This is a genomic window from Streptomyces sp. 2323.1 (genome assembly GCF_900221035.1).
GTDB classification, from domain to species: Bacteria; Actinomycetota; Actinomycetes; order Streptomycetales; family Streptomycetaceae; genus Streptomyces; species Streptomyces sioyaensis.
This window is the reverse complement of record NZ_LT907981.1, coordinates 3,324,140-3,341,034: the sequence shown is the minus strand read 5'-3', so window position 1 is coordinate 3,341,034 and position 16,895 is coordinate 3,324,140. Positions and strand designations below refer to the sequence as shown.

Sequence of the window (16,895 nt, the reverse complement as noted above, 5' to 3'; positions counted from 1 at the left end):
GCCGCGTATCTCACACCCGCCGCGCTCGGCGTCTGCACCAGCTATTCACCGATCCGTAGCGATCTTGTGCCCCTCCGGGCCCGGTGTGCGGGCGTGTCGACGGGGTAGGCTGCGCCGATGCGGCGCGGCGCCGCCGGGGGCCCTGAAGACAGTTCACGCAGCAGATGCCTGCGGACGCGTAGACACGCATGACAGACGCGCACACAGACCGCTTGGGAGTGACACGGAATGACGGCCGGCAACAACGGCGCGGACACGCCGGAGAACGACGACCCGTTCGCCTATCTCTACCGCTCGGAAGGCGGCGAGGGCGGCGCACCGGGCTCGGCGGGCACCGGTGCGCCGACGCGGCAGCCGGGCATTCCGCGGACGTCCTACAACCAGGTGCGCGCGGTCGGCGAGCGCCAGTACGGCCAGCAGCCGCAGCAGCCGACGACGTACGGGCAGCAGAACGCCCACTACGCCGCGCCGGAGACCCTCCCCGGCGGCGACCGCACGCGCAGCGCCCCGGCCCCGGACGGCCCCGAGCCGCGCCGCAACCGCAACGGCCTGCTGATAGGCGCGGTTTCGGTGGTCGCGGTGGTCTGCATAGGCATCGGCGTGGCGATGCTCAACAACGGCAACGAATCCAAGGCCGGCGAGGCCGGCAAGCAGGGCCCCACGGCCGGTGATTCGGTCAAGCCCAACGGTAAGAAGACCGGCAAGACGAAGCCGGGTGCGCTGCCCAAGGAAGATGCGGCCAGCTTGCGTCTGGACGGCGGGGCAGGGGCCGCCACGGACATTCAGGGCTCCCATTCGGCGAGCGGTACGTACGTCGCCGGTTTCAATCAGGTCGGGGCGAAGGTGCAGTGGAAGGCGGATGCGCCGCAAGCGGGCGATTACCGGCTGTACGTGCGCTACGGCATCCCGGGCGAGGACGCCAATGCGACGCTGGCGGTCAATGGCAAGCCCAACGCTCAGCCGCTCGGCCTGAAGAACTTCATCCACTCGCCGAAGGGTGACTGGGAGAAGGGCTGGCAGACCACCTGGGCACCCGTCACCCTGAACAAGGGCACCAACACCATCGAGATTTCCTGCGGGCAGGGCAACCAGTGCAACGCCAACCTGGATCAGGTGTGGCTGCAGCGGGGCGGGGCCAAGCCGTAGGCGGCGACTGCCACTTCGGAGGCCAGGGGGGTTCGTCCCCGCCCGAATGTTGGTTGCCGTGCTCCCCTTGATCATGGTCGACTGATCACAAACGTCCACCTGTTCAGGGGAGATTACGTATGAAGATGCGCGCCTTAGCGCTGACCGGTGCCGCACTGCTGGCCGTTCTGCCGCTCACTGCGGGAACCGCCGACGCCGCTGCCAAGTGCCCGAAGGGCAACATCTGCGGGTGGTCGCAGCCGAACTTCGGGGGCCACGGGTACTCAGTGATCAGCCCCACGTCGGGGTGCAACGGATTCGATGGCGATGTGCGGTCGGTGTCCAATCAGAACAGGCACCGGGTGACCTTCTACAGCGATACAGGGTGCTACGGCAAGCGATTCGACCTGACCGAGGGGCACTACTCGGCCAAGACCCCGTGGCCGGTCAAGAGCATCGCCGTCTGGGGGCCGTGACGCCGCTGCCGGGCTGCAGCGCCCGTAGAGGACCGGCCGCCCTCCCCACTCACGCTGCCGCCGGATGGTCCGTCACCACCACGCGCGGCAGCAGCTCTTCGTAGGTAGCCGCATCGAACTCGCCCGCTGCCGGGGCCCGGACGGTTGCGGCGGACAGGGCCACCGCGCGGGTCAGGCGCTCCGGCCAGGACAGTTCTTCCACCAGCCCCGAGAGCAGGCCGGCCACCGCTGAGTCGCCGGCGCCGGTCGGGTTGCCGGCGATCTGCCGGGGCGGGGCGGCCTGCCAGGCGCCGGCGGCGGTCACCGCGAGCATGCCGGCCGGGCCGAGCGAGGCGGCGACCGCATGGGCGCCGCGTCGGCGGGCGTCACGGGCGGCGCGCAGCGGTTCGGTGCTGCCGGTCAGGGCGGCGAGTTCATCGGCGTTGGGCTTGGCGAGGTCGGGCCGGGCGGCCAGGCCCCGGCGCAGCGGTTCGCCGCTGGTGTCCAGCAGGACCGGGACGCCGGCGCTGCGCGCGGCCCGGGTGAGCCGGGCGTAGACGTCCACCGGGACGCCCGGCGGCAGGCTGCCGCACAGCGCCACCGCCTGTGCCTCGCCCAGAAGTTCGCGGTAGGTGCCGAGGAAGGCGTCCCATTCGGCGGGGGTGACGACCGGGCCTGGCTCGTTGAGCTGGGTGGTGTCCCCGGTGGCCGTGTCGGCGACGGCGACGGTGCGGCGGGTGGCGCCGCCGACCGGGACCAGCGCGTCGGTGACCGCGGTCTCCGCGAGCAGGGCGCGCAGCGCCTCGCCGGTGCCGCCGCCCGCGAAGCCGGTGGCGACCGTACGGTGGCCGAGCGCGGCCAGCACCCGGGCGACGTTCAGGCCCTTGCCGCCGGGGCGTTCGGACACCTCGGTGATCCGGTTCGTGGCGTGCGGACGGAGCCGGGGAACGCGGTAGGTGATGTCCAGGGCGGCGTTCAGCGTGACCGTAAGGATCATGGTCGCCCCTCCGGGCAGTCATGGCCGGGCGGCCGGGCGTCGGGCGACCGCGCGCGGCGGTGCATACGGACAAGTGCGCGAGCGATCATGCCATCGCCGGTGGCGGTTGGCCCAGACCCGGTCCGGCCGACCTGCTCTGGGGCGGTCTTGAACCGTCCCGCCGGCGGTACTCAGTGACAAGGAAATCGTGGACTCGGTGCGCATCCTCGTAGAGGCCCCGGATGGCACGCTGGCGGCGGTCCGGCGCTGAACGGAGCGCCGGTGCCGAGAATTTAGTGGCAACCGTCCTGGAACTGGGGAGGTGCGCGTCTGGCCCGCGACCTTCGATCCGGCCTAATTCCGGCGGACGCCCGCGCTGATCCGCCGGCAGCGCCCCGAAGGCGCCCGCCGGGACCTCACCGATCCGGCGCTGCACGGCAAGCCGGTCCACGCCATCGCCGCCCGCTGGGGCTACCACCGGGCGACGGACTTCAGTCGTGCCTACCGTGCCGCGTACGGGATCGCGCCCAAGGAGCACCGGCGCCGGGCTGTGGCCGCCCGGCCGGAAACTGCGCTCACCCCTTCTGCGGGTGCACCAGCCACTCACCCCGGCGCATGACCCCCACCACGGCGTAGGCCGCGTCCAGCACGACCAGGTCGGCGTCCTTGCCGTAACTCAGGGAGCCGGTCCGGTCGTCGATGCCCAGGAGGCGGGCCGGAGTGGCCGAAAGTGCCTGGACGGCCTGGTCGACCGTCAGGCCGTCGACGGTGACGGCGCGCCGGAAAGCGCGGTCCAGGGTGAGGGTGGAACCGGCGATCGAACCGGCCGTGGGGCCCCCGCTGATGCGCGCGACGCCGTCCGTGACCTCGACCTGCATCGGGCCGAGCGGATACATCCCGTCGCTCATACCGGCCGCGCCCATGGCGTCGGTGATGAACGCGACCCGCCCGTCGCCCGCCTGCCGGACCGCCAGTTGCAGGACCGAGGGGTGCAGATGGGTGCCGTCGTTGATCAGCTCGACGGTGATCCGCTCGTCCTCCAGGAGCGCGGCGACCGGGCCGGGCGCGCGGTGGCCCAGTGCGGGCATCGCGTTGAAGAGGTGGGTGGCGACGGTGGCGCCCGCGTCGATGGCCCGGCGGGTGGCGTCGTAGGAGGAGTCTGTGTGGCCGACGGCGGCGATCACCCCGGCGTCGGCCAGCAGGCGTACGGAGTCCAGGCCGCCGGGGAGTTCGGGCGCGACGGTCATCATGGCCGCGGTGCCGTGCGCGGCGTCGAGCAGCCGGCGGACCTCGGCCGGGTCCGGGTCGCGCAGCAGCTCCGGCTGGTGGGCGCCGCAGCGGTGCGGGGAGATGAACGGGCCCTCGAAGTGGATGCCGGCCAGCTCGCCCTGCTGGACCAGTTCGGCGAGCACCGCGGCCTGCCGGGCCAGGTCGGCCAGCTCGCCGGTGACGGTGGAGGCGACCATCGACGTGGTGCCGTGCCGGCGGTGGGTGCCGATCACCGCGAGGCACTCCTCGGGGTCGGCGGACGAGAAGGAGCCGCCGCCTCCGCCGTGGACGTGCATGTCCACGAAGCCGGGGACGATGAGATGGCCCGAGAGGTCCATGGTCTCGCCCGCGGCGCCCTCGTCCCCTTCCTGGCCGCGGTCGGCGTCACGGCTGCGGACCGCGGCGATCCGGCCGCCCTCGACGGCGATCCGGCCGCGCTCGACGACGCCGGACGGCCGGGCGATACGGGCACCGGCCAGGACGGTACGCCCGGCGTCCGAGGGCCGCTGCACGGACTGTTGCTGAGCCATCAGGCGGTTACCTCCGTGGAGAGAAGATCCCGGGCGAGAAGCCCTGCGCCCAGGCACCCGGCGGCGTCCCCCAGGGCCGCCGGAACGATCGAGGGGAGCCGCTGGAACGTCACGCGCCGGCGGACGGCCTCCCGCAGCGGGGCGAACAGGGTGTCGCCGGCCTCGGCGAGCCCGCCGCCGATGATCAGAGTCTGCGGGTCGAGCAGGGTGAGCGCGGTGACCAGACCGTCGGCGAGGGCGTCGACGGCGCGCTGCCACACGGCGCGGGCCTGCTCGTCGCCGGACGCCACGGCCTTGGCCGCGTCCGCCGCGCCGGCCAGCGGATCCCCGCAGGCCGCCGCCCAGTCCCGGCCCACCGCGGCGGCCGAGGCCACCGTCTCCAGACAGCCGCGCTGACCGCAGCCGCACTCCAGCCCGCCGGGCCGTACGACGATGTGGCCGATCTCGCCCGCGCTGCCGTGCGCCCCGGCCTCGATCCGCCCGCCGATGCCGATGGCGCCCGCGATCCCGGTGCCCAGCGGGACGAACAGGAACCGGTCGGCGTCCCGGCCGGCCCCGATCCGGCCCTCGGCCAGCCCGCCGCAGCGGACGTCATGGCCCAGGGCGACCGGCACCCCGCCCAGCCGTTCGGACAGCAGCGCCCGCAGCGGGACGTCCCGCCAGCCGAGGTTCGAGGCGTAGACGGCCTGGCCGGCCCGCTCGTCGACGATGCCGGGCACCGCGACGCCGGCGGCCGCGGCGGGGGCGCCGTAACGGGCCGTGCCCAGGTCACGGAGCTCGGCGGCGAAGCCGAGGATGGTCTCGACGACCGCGTCGGGGCCGCGCTCGCGGCCGGTGGGGCGCCGTGCCTCGTGGAGCAGCACGGGCCGGCCGGCGGAGGTCTCCCCGCTGGTCGCCGTGTCCACCCCCACGAGGGCGGCCTTCATCCCGGTGCCGCCCACATCAAGGGCGATGACGTGTCTCACGGGAACAGTTTCGCGCGATCCGACGTGAAAGGTCTAGTCCACTCGCCGGACGGATCGCACCCGGCCGGATCGCGCCCGGCCGCCCGCCCGGAAGCCGGCGTGGAAGGAGAAGGAGGGGGGTGGTGTAGACCTTGTAAAGGGCTCGGGAGAGACTCGTACTTCATGCCGTATGAGGGACACCCCTCCGGCAAACGGGCGAGGGCCCGGCAAGCGCGGAATTCAGAACAAAAGGCGGAACAGCAGTGCAGCGGCGGTACTTGGGCCTGACGGCAGCGGCAATCGCCACCACCATGACGATGACACTCACCGGATGCGGCAGCGGCTCCGGCGGCGACGTCACCCTCCAACTGGTCGCGGCGGACTACGGCCACGGCAAGTCCAACGGCTCCCAGCAGTACTGGGACCAGCTCGCCCGCGGCTTCGAGAAGAAGCACCCCGGGATCAAGATCGACGTCCACGTCTACAGCTGGACGGACGTCGACAAGAAGGTCGCGGACATGGTCGACTCCGGCCACGCCCCGGACCTCGCACAGATCGGCGCCTACGCCGACTACGCCGCCAAGGGCAAGCTCTACAGCGCCGACCAGCTGCTCTCCATCCCCACCCAGGCCAACTTCACCCCCTCCCTGGAGGAGGCCGGCGAATACAAGCGCGTCCAGTACGGCCTGCCGTTCGGCGCCAGCACCCGGCGGCTCTTCTACAACAAGAAGCTGTTCGCCCAGGCCGGCATCACCGCCCCGCCGCAGAACTGGAACGACATCGCCCACGATGCCCAGTTGCTGAAGGCACACGGCGTCAAGATGCCGTTCGCGCTGCCGCTCGGCCCGGAGGAGACCCAGGCCGAGACCCTGATATGGATGCTCAGCGGGGGCGGCGGCTACACCGACAGCATCGGCAAGTACACGATCGATTCGCCGGAGAACGTCCGGACCCTCACCTGGCTCAAGGACAACCTCGTCGGCAAGGGCCTGACCGGCGCCGACCCCGCCAAGCTCAACCGCGCGGCGGCGTTCCAGGGATTCGCCGACGGCGACGTCGGCATGCTCAACGGCCACCCCACGCTGATGAAGCAGGCCGAGGCCAAGGGCATCGACTACGGCACCGTCGAGCTGCCCGGCACCAAGGGCAAGGCCAAGGCCACCATGGGCGTCGCCGACTGGATGATGGCGTTCAAGCGGAACGGCCACCGCGCCGAGGCCGGCAAGTTCCTGGACTACGTCTACAGCGACAAGAACGTCGAGAAGTTCTCCGGCGAATACGGCCTGCTGCCCGTCACCACCTCCGCCTCCCAGGCGATGCAGAACGACGACAAGTACGCCAAGCTGCACGGCTTCCTCAAGCAGCTCGCCAACGCCGAGTTCTACCCGGCGAACAAGACCTCCTGGCCGCTGATCTCCAAGACCGTCAAGGCGAAGATGGGCGCCGCGGTCCACCCGAACGGCAACCCGTCCGGGGTGCTCACCGACATCCAGAACACCGCGGACGCGGCCGACAGCGCCGCCGAATGACCAGGCGCGGGCGGCGCCGGCAGCCGTCCCCCGCGGCGGCGGGCCGGGCGTTGTCCGACGGTGCGCTTATCGTGGGAGCGTGATGACGGGCGCCACGGCGGAGACGGGCGGCCCGGGCGGCGAGCGAGAGCCCGTCGGGCCCGGGCCCGACGAGGGCTCCCCGCAGCTCACCGCCCGGGACGAAGCGGTACTCGCCGTCGAGCGCCGCTCCTGGCCGGGCCCCGGCCCCAAGGAGCGCGCCATCCGCGAACAGCTCGGCATCTCCCCGACCCGCTACTACCAGCTCCTCAACGCCCTGCTGGACGACCCCCGCGCGCTCGCCCACGACCCCGTCACGGTCAACCGCCTGCGCCGCATACGCGACGCCCGTCGCACGCGCCGCTGACGGGGACGACTGCCGCTGACGGCGATGCCTGCCGCGGGGGGCGAGGCCTTCCGCGCCCGCCGCCGCGGTGCCCCCGTACGCCCTCCCCAGCTCTCGTCGCGAGGTACCCCCGGCGCCCGCCGCACGCCGGTAAGGTCGGCGCATGGGCAGCCCCCCGAACGCCGCGCCGCACTCCCAGCCGACCCCCGAACCGGGGTCCGTGCCGACCCCGCACACCCCCGCCGGCCGCGACGGCCTCGCCGCGCTGCTGGCCCACCCGGAACGCGCCGTCATCGCCCTCGACTTCGACGGCACCCTCGCCGAGATCGTCCCCGACCCGGAGAAGGCCCGGGCCCATGCCGGTGCCGTCGCGGCGCTGGGCCGTCTGGTGCCCCGGCTGCGCGCCGCCGTGGTGATCACCGGCCGCCCGGCCACCGTCGCGGTCCGCCTCGGGGGCTTCGCGGACGTCCCCGGCCTGGACCACCTCACCGTCCTCGGCCACTACGGCGCCGAGCGCTGGGAGGCGGCCACCGGCACCGTCCACGCCCCGCCGCCACACCCCGGCGTCGCCGCCATACAGGCCGAACTCCCCGGCGTCCTGGACTCCTCCGGGGTCTGGCACGGCACCTGGGTCGAGACCGCCATCGAGCGCAAGGGCGGCCGCGCCATCGCCGTCCACACCCGCCGCGCCACCGACCCGCAGGGCGCCTTCGACCGGCTGCGCGCCCCGCTCGCCGCCCTCGCCGAACGCCACGGCCTGATCGTCGAACCCGGCCGGCTGGTCCTGGAACTCCGCCCGCCGGGCATGGACAAGGGCGTCGCGCTCGCCGACTGGGTCCGGGAGACCGGCGCCGCCACCGTCCTCTACGCCGGCGACGACCTCGGCGACCTGGCCGCCTTCGCGGCCGTCGAGAAACTCCGCTCCGACGGGCTGACCGGCGTCCTGGTCTGCAGCGGCAGCAACGAGGTCGCCGAACTGGCCGAGCGCGCCGACCTGGTGGTCGACGGCCCGGCCGGAGTCGTCGGCCTGCTCGGCGCCCTGGCGGCCCGGCTTGACGCGGGCGGGGCGGACAGCCCGTAGTGGCGGGCGCCCCCTAGCGGCGGGCGCGCCGTTCACCGGCGCTGACACGGCGCCCGGATCCCGCGGATCAGCCACACCAAGCCCACGGACCAGCCACCCGAAGCCCGCGGATCAGTCGCCCGAACTCCCCGGATCAGCCGCCCAGTTCCCGCAGCTGGTCCAGGAACCACCGGGCGGGCGGCAGCGCGGTGGCCGCCGCGGCCAGTCGTTCGGTGCGCGCCGCGCGCTCGGCGTCGTCCATCGACAGCGCCTCGTGCAGCGCCTCGGCGGTCCCCATGACGTCGTACGGATTGACGGTCAGCGCATGCGCGCCGAGTTCCTCGTGCGCGCCCGCCTCCCGCGACAGCACCAGCGCGCAGCCGGCGTCCGACACCACCGGGATCTCCTTGGCGACCAGGTTCATCCCGTCCCTGATCGGGTTGACGAGCGCCACGTCCGCGAGCCGGTAGGCGGCCAGCGAGCGGGCGAAATCGTCCTTGACGTGCAGCACGACGGGCTGCCAATCCGCCGTCCCGAACTCGGCGTTGACGGCCCCGGCCACCTGCTCGACCTCCGCGGTGTACTCGCGGTAGACGGCGAGATCCTGCCGCGAGGGATAGGCGAAGGCGATGTGCACGACCCGCTCGCGCCACTCGGGGCGGTCGGCGAGAAGCTGCCGGTAGGCGAGCAGGCCCCGCACGATGTTCTTGGAGAGCTCCGTACGGTCCACGCGGACCACGGTCTTGCGGTCCCGCCCGCCGATCTGTGCGCGCAGCGCCGTCATCCGCTCCTCGACGTCGGGGCGGTGCGCGCGCTCCCGCAGGAAATCGGCGTCGGCGCCGAGCCCGTGGACGCCGATCCACGTCGTGTGCGCCTTGCGCTCCGGGACGAGCGCGACGAGGCCGGGCGGCCCGTCCTCCGGCCGTACGCGCTCGCACTGCCCGCCGAGCCCGGTCTCGGCGCAGGCCAGGAAGTTCTCGGCCCACCGGTGGGTGAGGAAGTTCGCCCGGTCCGCACCGAGGATGCCCAGCGCCAGCTGCCGCTGGATGTCGTCGGGGAGCATCGCGAAGTACTCGGCGGGGGCCCACGGCGTGTGCGAGAAGTGCGCGATGCGCAGGTCGGGGCGGCGCTCGCGGAGCATGCCGGGCACCAGCGCCAGGTGGTAGTCCTGGACGAGAACGGCCGCGCCGGGAGCCGCGCCGTCGGCCAGCGCGTCGGCGAAGGCCGCGTTGTACGTCTCGTACGCCGCCCACTGTGCCCGGAACTCCGCACCGAAGACCGGTTCCAGCGGTGTCTGGTAGAGCATGTGGTGGACGAACCACAGCACGGAGTTCGCGACGCCGTTGTAGGCGGCGGCATACACCTCGGCCGGGATGTCCAGCATCCGGACACGCTGTCCACCGGTGTCGCCCGGCTCCAGCGCACCACCCGTCCGCCGCACGGCCTCCCGGTCACCGCCGCCGAGCGCCGCACACACCCACACCGCATCCGTCTCGGGCCCGATCGCCGACAACCCCGACACCAGCCCGCCCCCACCCCGCTTGGCGGTGAGCGTCCCGTCCTCCCCCAGGCTGTAGGAGACCGGCCCACGATTGGACGCGACAAGAACCTCGGCACCTGCTTGCACCGCACTGCGCTCGGACACCATGTCGCGACAGTAACCCGCCACAGATCCCCGCAAACGCATGGAAGCGGCCAAGGGCTCGGGGAGCGGGGCGGGTCCCTCAGCCGTCTCCGGGCGCGCTCAACGGTTCGCGGAGCGTCCATGCGGTCTCTAGAGATGTTGGAGGGCAGAGAGGCCTCGTGGCACTCGAACAGATCTCTAGGATGTCTAGAGATCGCCAGGAGGGATGCGTCGCCATGGCCGCACAGGAGAGCTCGTCGCCCAAGTACCGCCGGATCGCCGACGCGCTGAAGTAGGCGATCGCGGCGGGGGAGTACCGGCCCGGTGACCGGCTGCCCGGAGAGAACGAGCTGATGGACCGGCACGGCGTGGCGCGGATGACGGCGCGTCAGGCGCTCGGCGTCCTCACCTCCGAGGGGCTCGCCGAGGCACGCAAGGGCGCCGGCGTTTTCGTGCGGGACTTCCAGCCGGTCCGGCGCCGCGGAGTGCCGCGCCTGGCTCGGGAACAGTGGGGTGACGGGCGGTCCGTCTGGGCGGCCGACGTCGCGGACCGTGATCTGGTGGTGGACGGGGTCACCGTCGGCGAGGAGCCGGCGACGGACGCCGTCGCGGCGCGGCTGGATCTCGCGCCCGGAGACGCGGTCACCGTGCGGCGCCGCCGGTTCGTGCTCGACGGCAAGCCGGTGCTGCTCTCCACCTCCTACCTCCCCGCTGATCTGGTCGCGGGCTCGGCGATCACGCAGCCGGGCACCGGGGCCGGCGGCGTGTACGCCCGGCTCGCCGAGCTGGGTGCGGCTCCCGCTCGTTTCCGCGAGGAGGTGCGCTCGCGCATGCCGGCGCCGGAGGAAGCCGACCGGCTGCGCCTTCCGGCGGGCACGCCCGTCATCCTCATCAGCCGCACGGCCATGGCTCACGACGGACGCACGGTGGAGGTCAACGAGATGATCCTGGACGCCTCGGCCTACGTGCTGGAGTACGACTTCGACGCCTGAGCCCTCACGCCGCCCGGCGCGCCGCGTACTCCGGGATTTCGGTCATCGGGGGGCGTTCCTCGGTGTCCACGTCCGTGGTGCGTGGGATGAAGCCCTGGTCGCCGCGGTCGAACTGGGTGAGGCGGGGGCGGACCAAGTGGCCGCGGGTCAGGCGTAGTTGGGCGGTGCGGTAGATCGCGGCGGCCATTCGGCCCAGGGCCTGGCCGTCCTGGTGGCGGTGCTTGCGGACGCCGACGTCCACCTGGGCCAGGGCGTCGAGGCCGACGGTGTGCAGGGCGTCGACGAGCAGGCCGAGTTCGACGCCGTAGCCGACGGGGAAGGGGAGGCGTTCCAGGAGGGAGCGGCGGGCCGCGTACTCGCCGCCGAGGGGCTGGACGAAGCCGGCCAGCTGGGGCCAGTGGAGGTTGAGGAGCGGGCGGGCGACCAGCTCGGTGACCCGGCCGCCCTGGCCGGCGTCGATGCCGCCGGGGCCGGTCTCCAGGGGGCGGTCGTACATCGCCTTGACGAACTGGATGTCCGGGTCGGTCAGCAGCGGGCCGACGATCCCGGAGACGAAGGTGGCGGAGAATTCGCGCAGGTCGGCGTCGATGAAGCAGATGATGTCGCCGGTCGTGGCCAGGAGGGAACGCCACAGCACCTCGCCCTTGCCGGGGAGGGCGGGCAGTCGCGGGAGGATGCTGTCGCGGTGCACCACCCGGGCGCCGGCCGCCGCCGCGACCTCGGCGGTGCGGTCGGTGGAGCCGGAGTCCAGCACCACCAGCTCGTCGACCAGCCCGGCCGCGTCCGTCATCAGCGTGTCACGGATCGTGGTCACAATCGCGCCGACCGTGGCCTCCTCGTCGAGCGCGGGCAGGACGACGCTGACCGTCCGGCCCGTCTGGCGCTTGGCCTCCAGCAGCTGCTCCAGCGGGCGGTCCGCGGCGGACCAGGAACGGCCGCGCAGCCAGCGCTCCACCTCTTCCAGCACGTCTACGACTCCTCGGTCGCCGCCGGAGGGCGGCCCTTGTGATCCATCTCGCGGTTCGGACGACTATCTCAACTGTCAGTGCCGTCGGTTACAGTCTTGAACAACGCGGATGACCGTCGCATGTCGGGGTCCGTGCCACAAACGCCTGGGTTTCGGCCCAGCGCCATACCGCTCATCCAGAGGGGCAGAGGGATACGGCCCGTTGAAGCCCCGGCAACCCTCCAGCCGGTCTTGCCGCAAGGACGCTCGATACGTCCCGCGCGCGAGGCTCCCGGCTAGGGAAGGTGCCAAATCCGTCTCGTGGCGAGATTCGTCGCGAGGAAGATGAGGAGAAAGGGCCTCGCCTCCATGGCTGTGCAAGTCACCGAAAACACCCCCACCGTCGCTCTGGGCCCCGCCGCAGCGCTGTCCTGCCGTGAGTGCGGACAGCGCTTTTCGCTCGGCCCGATCTTCGCGTGCCAGGAATGTTTCGGGCCGCTCGAAGTCGCGTACGACCTGCCGAGCGGCGACCCCGAGGGGCTGCGGAAGCAGATCGAGGCCGGGCCGGACAACATCTGGCGCTACGCCCCGCTGCTGCCCGTCCCCGCCGACGTGGCCGACAAGCCCAATCTCAACCCCGGCTTCACCAAGCTCGTCCAGGCCGACCGGCTCGCCGCCGAGCTGGGCGTCACCGGCGGGCTGTACGTCAAGGACGACTCCGGCAACCCGACGCACTCCTTCAAGGACCGCGTCGTGGCGATCGCCGTCGAGGCCGCCCGCGCCTTCGGCTTCACCACCCTCTCCTGCTCCTCCACCGGCAACCTCGCCGGTGCGGTCGGCGCTGCGGCCCGCCGCGCCGGTTTCAAGTCCTGCGTCTTCATCCCGCACGACCTGGAGGCCGGCAAGGTCGTCATGGCCGCGGTCTACGGCGGTGACCTGGTCGGCATCGAGGGCAACTACGACGACGTCAACCGCTTCTGCTCGGAGCTCATCGGCGACCCGCTGGGCGAGGGCTGGGGCTTCGTCAACGTCAATCTGCGTCCGTACTACGGCGAGGGTTCCAAGACCCTCGCGTACGAGATCTGCGAGCAGCTGGGCTGGCAGCTCCCGGACCAGCTCGTCATCCCGATCGCGTCCGGCTCGCAGCTGACGAAGATCGACAAGGGGCTCAAGGAGCTGATCGCCCTCGGCCTGGTCGAGGACAAGCCCTACAAGATCTTCGGCGCCCAGGCGGAGGGCTGCTCGCCGGTGTCCACGGCCTTCAAGGCCGGGCACGACGTCGTACGCCCGCAGAAGCCGAAGACCATCGCCAAGTCGCTGGCGATCGGCAACCCGGCCGACGGTCCGTACGTGCTCGACATCGCGCGCCGGACCGGCGGTGCGGTGGAGGATGTCAACGACGAGCAGATCGTGGACGCGATCAAGCTGCTGGCCCGGACCGAGGGGATCTTCGCGGAGACCGCGGGCGGGGTGACCGTCGGCGTGACCAAGAAGCTGATCGAGGACGGCCTGCTCGACCCGTCCCTGACCACCGTCGTCCTCAACACCGGTGACGGCCTCAAGACCCTGGACGCGGTCGCCCCGACCTCCGGGCCCACGGCCACGATCCGCCCGGACCTGGACGCGTTCCGCGCGGCCGGCCTGGCCGGCTGAGGCCGTCGGCCCGTCCGCGGACGGGCCCCGCCCCCGCCCCCGAACTCGTACTCCGCACCACCCGGAAGGCAGAACCATGAGCGTCAAGGTCCGCATCCCCACCATCCTCCGCACCTACACCGGCGGCCAGGCCGAGGTCCCCGCCGAGGGCGCGACCCTCTCCGAGGTGATCGCCGACCTGGAGCGGAACCACCAGGGCATCGCGGCCCGTGTGCTGGACGACGCCGGCAAGCTGCGACGCTTCGTGAACGTGTACGTGAACGACGACGATGTGCGCTTCGAGCAGGGTCTGGAGACGCCGACGCCGGACGGTGCGGGCATCTCGATCATTCCGGCGGTCGCCGGCGGCTGCTGATTTGCGCCAACTCTTCTCCTGCTTGACCGGAATTGCCCCGTCCGCCAGAAAGCGGACGGGGCAATTCCATGTTGTGAAAGGAGATACTATTGGGGTGATCCCCCTCCGGATATCACCGTGCGCGTGCCGAACGCATATGAGACAGCGATCAGTTGTGCTCGAAGTGTGAGCGATATTTGTCGCTTATGTGTGCTACGCCCGGCCCGACTTGCCCTGGAGAACCGGGATTTCACCTCATATTGCCGATTCTCCGGCCCCAGAATTCTCGTCCGATTGACCTGTTGCTCTGGGCATCTGTGCAGATACATTCAGCGGCGGTCGACGCGTTCCGGCGCACACCCCACGGGCCATTCGCGGGGTGAGGTCTGACCCGGGTCCGCGAAGTGCGGTCCTGCGCAAGGGCCAGTAATAGGGGAGTTAGGCATGGCTCAGGGCACCGTCAAGTGGTTCAACGCGGAGAAGGGGTACGGCTTCATCGCGGTCGACGGTGGTGCGGATGTTTTCGTCCACTACAGCGCGATCCAGATGGACGGCTACCGCACCCTTGAGGAGGGCCAGCGGGTCGAGTTCGAGATCTCGCAGGGCCAGAAGGGGCCGCAGGCGGACATGGTCCGGGTGGCCGGCTGAGGCGCCGACCGACTGCTGCGTTGTGAAGGCCCGTGCCCCTGAGGGGGTACGGGCCTTCTGCTGTCTGCCCCGTAGGGGGTATCCCTCGATGGGCGCTTGCACTCGCACCCTGCGAGTGCTAATCATTGGCGTTAGCACTCTCCGAGTGAGAGTGACAATGAAGGACCGGGTCGGTGAGGCCCGCAGGCCGGGTGGGGCAAGGAACCGCCGCGGGTCTGCAGGTCGTCCGTCGCGGGCGCCAGCGCGGTCCGGAGCAATCCACCCCAGTCCGGGAGGACCACTTCACATGGCCAAGATCATCGCGTTCGACGAGGAGGCACGGCGCGGTCTCGAGCGCGGGATGAACCAGCTCGCCGACGCCGTCAAGGTCACCCTCGGCCCCAAGGGCCGCAACGTCGTCCTCGAGAAGAAGTGGGGCGCCCCCACGATCACCAACGATGGTGTGTCCATCGCCAAGGAGATCGAGCTCGAGGACCCGTACGAGAAGATCGGCGCCGAGCTGGTCAAGGAGGTCGCGAAGAAGACGGACGACGTCGCCGGTGACGGCACGACGACCGCGACCGTCCTGGCCCAGGCCCTGGTCCGCGAGGGCCTGCGCAACGTCGCCGCCGGCGCCAACCCGATGGCCCTCAAGCGCGGTATCGAGAAGGCCGTCGAGGCCGTCTCCGCTGCCCTGCTGGAGCAGGCCAAGGACGTGGAGACCAAGGAGCAGATCGCTTCGACCGCCTCCATCTCCGCCGCCGACACCCAGATCGGCGAGCTGATCGCCGAGGCCATGGACAAGGTCGGCAAGGAAGGCGTCATCACCGTCGAGGAGTCCCAGACCTTCGGTCTGGAGCTGGAGCTCACCGAGGGTATGCGCTTCGACAAGGGCTACATCTCGGCGTACTTCGCGACCGACATGGAGCGCATGGAAGCCGCGCTCGACGACCCGTACATCCTCATCGTCAACTCCAAGATCAGCAGCGTGAAGGACCTGCTGCCGCTCCTGGAGAAGGTCATGCAGTCCGGCAAGCCGCTGCTGATCATCGCCGAGGACGTCGAGGGCGAGGCCCTGTCGACCCTGGTCGTCAACAAGATCCGTGGCACCTTCAAGTCCGTCGCCGTCAAGGCCCCGGGCTTCGGTGACCGCCGCAAGGCCATGCTCGGCGACATCGCCATCCTCACCGGTGGCACCGTCATCTCCGAGGAGGTCGGCCTCAAGCTGGAGAACGCCGGTCTCGAACTGCTCGGCCGCGCCCGCAAGGTCGTCATCACCAAGGACGAGACCACCATCGTCGACGGTGCCGGTGACAGCGAGCAGGTCCAGGGCCGCGTCAACCAGATCCGCGCCGAGATCGAGAACAGCGACTCGGACTACGACCGCGAGAAGCTCCAGGAGCGTCTGGCGAAGCTGGCCGGCGGCGTGGCCGTCATCAAGGCCGGTGCCGCCACCGAGGTCGAGCTCAAGGAGCGCAAGCACCGCATCGAGGACGCCGTTCGCAACGCGAAGGCGGCCGTCGAGGAGGGCATCGTCGCCGGCGGTGGCGTCGCCCTGCTCCAGGCTTCCTCGGTCTTCGAGAAGCTGGACCTCGACGGTGACGAGGCCACCGGTGCCAACGCTGTGAAGCTGGCCCTGGAGGCCCCGCTGAAGCAGATCTCCGTCAACGGTGGCCTTGAGGGCGGCGTTGTCGTGGAGAAGGTGCGCAACCTGGCCGTCGGCCACGGCCTGAACGCCGCGACCGGTGAGTACGTCGACATGATCGCCGAAGGCATCATCGACCCGGCCAAGGTCACCCGTTCCGCGCTGCAGAACGCCGCCTCCATCGCGGCGCTGTTCCTCACCACCGAGGCCGTCATCGCCGACAAGCCGGAGAAGGCCGCCGCGGCGGGTGCTCCGGGCGGCATGCCGGGCGGTGACATGGACTTCTGATCCTCGCGGATCAGACGCTGGTCCTCCCGGACCGCACGTCCAGACGTACGTCGGGGCGGCACCCTCCTCCCAGGGGGTGCCGCCCTGGCGGCGTTTTGGGGGTGGGGTGGTGGGGGCGTTGGCTGGTCCGTTGTGTGCGGGGCCGGGTGGGGCGCGTTTCCCGGTCTTCGCTCGGCCGGTTGTGCGTCGGCGGTGTTATCGGCGGCGGGCGATCAGGCAGCCCGCGAGGGAGAGGGCCCCGGCCAGGGACAGCATTACGGCGCCGCAGAGGGTGGCCGGTGCGGGCGGGGCGTCGCGGTTGAGGGTGGTTTCGAAGGCGACCAGGATCCTCACATTGCCGTGTGCGGCGGGCAGATGGGGCAGCGGCCGGTACGAGGGCGGCGTCTCGCCCCACAGAATCAGCGCCACTCCGCCGACGGCCAGCAGGAGAACGGTGAGCGCCACGAGCAGCCGGGCGCGCCAGGGTCGGCGTAATCGGATCAGCATGGCGTGACCCTACTGCCGGGGTCCGACGGCGCACTGCGGTTCGGTGGG

Annotated in this window: 15 protein-coding genes, 2 pseudogenes and 1 riboswitch; of the genes and pseudogenes, 11 read left to right on the top strand and 6 right to left on the bottom strand. The window is 71.5% G+C overall.

Features of this window, described 5'->3' with window-relative positions; genetic code table 11:
• Nucleotides 1-228: 228 nt before the first annotated feature.
• Together CPH93_RS13855 and CPH93_RS13850 are read left to right on the top strand one after the other, a co-directional pair.
• Nucleotides 229-1,146, top strand: coding sequence for a CBM35 domain-containing protein (locus tag CPH93_RS13855; protein WP_096213030.1), 918 nt, complete (start codon nucleotides 229-231; stop codon nucleotides 1,144-1,146).
• A 119-nt stretch (nucleotides 1,147-1,265) separates the two neighbouring features.
• On the top strand, nucleotides 1,266-1,601 hold the full coding sequence (locus tag CPH93_RS13850) for a peptidase inhibitor family I36 protein (protein ID WP_096213029.1): 336 nt from the start codon (nucleotides 1,266-1,268) through the stop codon (nucleotides 1,599-1,601).
• A gap of 49 nt (nucleotides 1,602-1,650) precedes the next feature.
• Here CPH93_RS13850 and CPH93_RS13845 read toward each other — a convergent pair whose 3' ends face one another.
• Nucleotides 1,651-2,577 carry a 1-phosphofructokinase family hexose kinase gene (locus tag CPH93_RS13845; RefSeq protein WP_096213028.1) on the bottom strand — a complete coding sequence of 309 codons (927 nt, stop codon included), beginning with the start codon at nucleotides 2,575-2,577 and terminating at the stop codon, nucleotides 1,651-1,653.
• Nucleotides 2,578-2,929: 352 nt separating this feature from the next.
• Here CPH93_RS13845 and CPH93_RS13840 point away from each other — a divergent pair.
• Nucleotides 2,930-3,175: pseudogene (locus CPH93_RS13840) on the top strand (helix-turn-helix domain-containing protein); the annotation flags it as partial.
• Here CPH93_RS13840 and nagA read toward each other — a convergent pair.
• Entirely contained in the window at nucleotides 3,132-4,355 is a 1,224-nt protein-coding gene (gene nagA, locus CPH93_RS13835) for an N-acetylglucosamine-6-phosphate deacetylase (protein ID WP_093484624.1), read from the bottom strand. The pseudogene CPH93_RS13840 and the gene nagA sit on opposite strands and share 44 nt — an antisense overlap.
• Nucleotides 4,355-5,320 (bottom strand): ROK family protein, encoded by a 966-nt coding sequence (locus CPH93_RS13830; RefSeq protein ID WP_093484625.1) that lies wholly within the window; start codon nucleotides 5,318-5,320, stop codon nucleotides 4,355-4,357. The genes nagA and CPH93_RS13830 overlap by 1 nt, the downstream gene beginning before the upstream one ends.
• A gap of 242 nt (nucleotides 5,321-5,562) precedes the next feature.
• Between CPH93_RS13830 and CPH93_RS13825 the strand changes: the two genes are divergently transcribed.
• From CPH93_RS13825 to otsB, 3 genes are all read left to right on the top strand, one after another.
• Nucleotides 5,563-6,828, top strand: coding sequence for an ABC transporter substrate-binding protein (locus tag CPH93_RS13825; RefSeq protein ID WP_173909809.1), 1,266 nt, complete (start codon nucleotides 5,563-5,565; stop codon nucleotides 6,826-6,828).
• An 82-nt stretch (nucleotides 6,829-6,910) separates the two neighbouring features.
• A complete protein-coding gene (locus CPH93_RS13820; protein WP_096213027.1) occupies nucleotides 6,911-7,213 on the top strand; it encodes a DUF3263 domain-containing protein in 303 nt (100 codons plus the stop codon).
• 142 nt (nucleotides 7,214-7,355) lie between these two features.
• Nucleotides 7,356-8,273, top strand: a complete 918-nt coding sequence (gene otsB, locus CPH93_RS13815) for a trehalose-phosphatase (RefSeq protein WP_096213026.1) — start codon at nucleotides 7,356-7,358, stop codon at nucleotides 8,271-8,273.
• A 133-nt stretch (nucleotides 8,274-8,406) separates the two neighbouring features.
• On the opposite strand, the gene CPH93_RS13810 is transcribed toward otsB, so the two are convergent.
• Nucleotides 8,407-9,900, bottom strand: coding sequence for an alpha,alpha-trehalose-phosphate synthase (UDP-forming) (locus tag CPH93_RS13810; RefSeq protein ID WP_093649095.1), 1,494 nt, complete (start codon nucleotides 9,898-9,900; stop codon nucleotides 8,407-8,409).
• Nucleotides 9,901-10,112: 212 nt separating this feature from the next.
• Here CPH93_RS13810 and CPH93_RS13805 point away from each other — a divergent pair.
• Nucleotides 10,113-10,868 (top strand): annotated as a pseudogene (locus CPH93_RS13805) (GntR family transcriptional regulator).
• Between the two features lie 4 nt (nucleotides 10,869-10,872).
• Here the strand turns inward: CPH93_RS13805 and CPH93_RS13800 are convergent.
• Entirely contained in the window at nucleotides 10,873-11,835 is a 963-nt protein-coding gene (locus CPH93_RS13800; RefSeq protein WP_096213025.1) for a glucosyl-3-phosphoglycerate synthase, read from the bottom strand.
• Between the two features lie 169 nt (nucleotides 11,836-12,004).
• Nucleotides 12,005-12,166: riboswitch (SAM riboswitch) on the top strand.
• A 17-nt stretch (nucleotides 12,167-12,183) separates the two neighbouring features.
• On the opposite strand from CPH93_RS13800, the gene thrC reads away from it, so the two are divergent.
• The 4 genes from thrC (at nucleotide 12,184) to groL (ending at nucleotide 16,361) form a co-directional block, all read left to right on the top strand.
• Nucleotides 12,184-13,467 carry a threonine synthase gene (gene thrC, locus CPH93_RS13795; RefSeq protein WP_006603860.1) on the top strand — a complete coding sequence of 428 codons (1,284 nt, stop codon included), beginning with the start codon at nucleotides 12,184-12,186 and terminating at the stop codon, nucleotides 13,465-13,467.
• Between the two features lie 76 nt (nucleotides 13,468-13,543).
• Entirely contained in the window at nucleotides 13,544-13,822 is a 279-nt protein-coding gene (locus tag CPH93_RS13790; RefSeq protein ID WP_093484629.1) for a MoaD/ThiS family protein, read from the top strand.
• Nucleotides 13,823-14,245: 423 nt separating this feature from the next.
• On the top strand, nucleotides 14,246-14,449 hold the full coding sequence (locus CPH93_RS13785) for a cold-shock protein (RefSeq protein WP_003986833.1): 204 nt from the start codon (nucleotides 14,246-14,248) through the stop codon (nucleotides 14,447-14,449).
• Nucleotides 14,450-14,735: 286 nt separating this feature from the next.
• On the top strand, nucleotides 14,736-16,361 hold the full coding sequence (gene groL / locus CPH93_RS13780; RefSeq protein WP_006603858.1) for a chaperonin GroEL: 1,626 nt from the start codon (nucleotides 14,736-14,738) through the stop codon (nucleotides 16,359-16,361).
• Between the two features lie 195 nt (nucleotides 16,362-16,556).
• Here groL and CPH93_RS13775 read toward each other — a convergent pair whose 3' ends face one another.
• Nucleotides 16,557-16,847 (bottom strand): hypothetical protein, encoded by a 291-nt coding sequence (locus tag CPH93_RS13775; protein WP_096213024.1) that lies wholly within the window; start codon nucleotides 16,845-16,847, stop codon nucleotides 16,557-16,559.
• Nucleotides 16,848-16,895 lie beyond the last annotated feature (48 nt).

Excerpts from the sequence above, each read along its gene's own strand:
- CPH93_RS13855 (WP_096213030.1), top strand. The coding sequence starts at position 229 with ATGACGGCCGGCAACAACGGCGCGGACACGCCGGAGAACGACGACCCG.
- CPH93_RS13850 (WP_096213029.1), top strand. The coding sequence starts at position 1,266 with ATGAAGATGCGCGCCTTAGCGCTGACCGGTGCCGCACTGCTGGCCGTT.
- CPH93_RS13845 (WP_096213028.1), bottom strand. The coding sequence starts at position 2,577 with ATGATCCTTACGGTCACGCTGAACGCCGCCCTGGACATCACCTACCGC.
- nagA (WP_093484624.1), bottom strand. The coding sequence starts at position 4,355 with ATGGCTCAGCAACAGTCCGTGCAGCGGCCCTCGGACGCCGGGCGTACC.
- CPH93_RS13820 (WP_096213027.1), top strand. The coding sequence starts at position 6,911 with ATGACGGGCGCCACGGCGGAGACGGGCGGCCCGGGCGGCGAGCGAGAG.
- otsB (WP_096213026.1), top strand. The coding sequence starts at position 7,356 with ATGGGCAGCCCCCCGAACGCCGCGCCGCACTCCCAGCCGACCCCCGAA.
- CPH93_RS13810 (WP_093649095.1), bottom strand. The coding sequence starts at position 9,900 with ATGGTGTCCGAGCGCAGTGCGGTGCAAGCAGGTGCCGAGGTTCTTGTC.
- thrC (WP_006603860.1), top strand. The coding sequence starts at position 12,184 with ATGGCTGTGCAAGTCACCGAAAACACCCCCACCGTCGCTCTGGGCCCC.
- CPH93_RS13790 (WP_093484629.1), top strand. The coding sequence starts at position 13,544 with ATGAGCGTCAAGGTCCGCATCCCCACCATCCTCCGCACCTACACCGGC.
- CPH93_RS13785 (WP_003986833.1), top strand. The coding sequence starts at position 14,246 with ATGGCTCAGGGCACCGTCAAGTGGTTCAACGCGGAGAAGGGGTACGGC.
- groL (WP_006603858.1), top strand. The coding sequence starts at position 14,736 with ATGGCCAAGATCATCGCGTTCGACGAGGAGGCACGGCGCGGTCTCGAG.
- CPH93_RS13775 (WP_096213024.1), bottom strand. The coding sequence starts at position 16,847 with ATGCTGATCCGATTACGCCGACCCTGGCGCGCCCGGCTGCTCGTGGCG.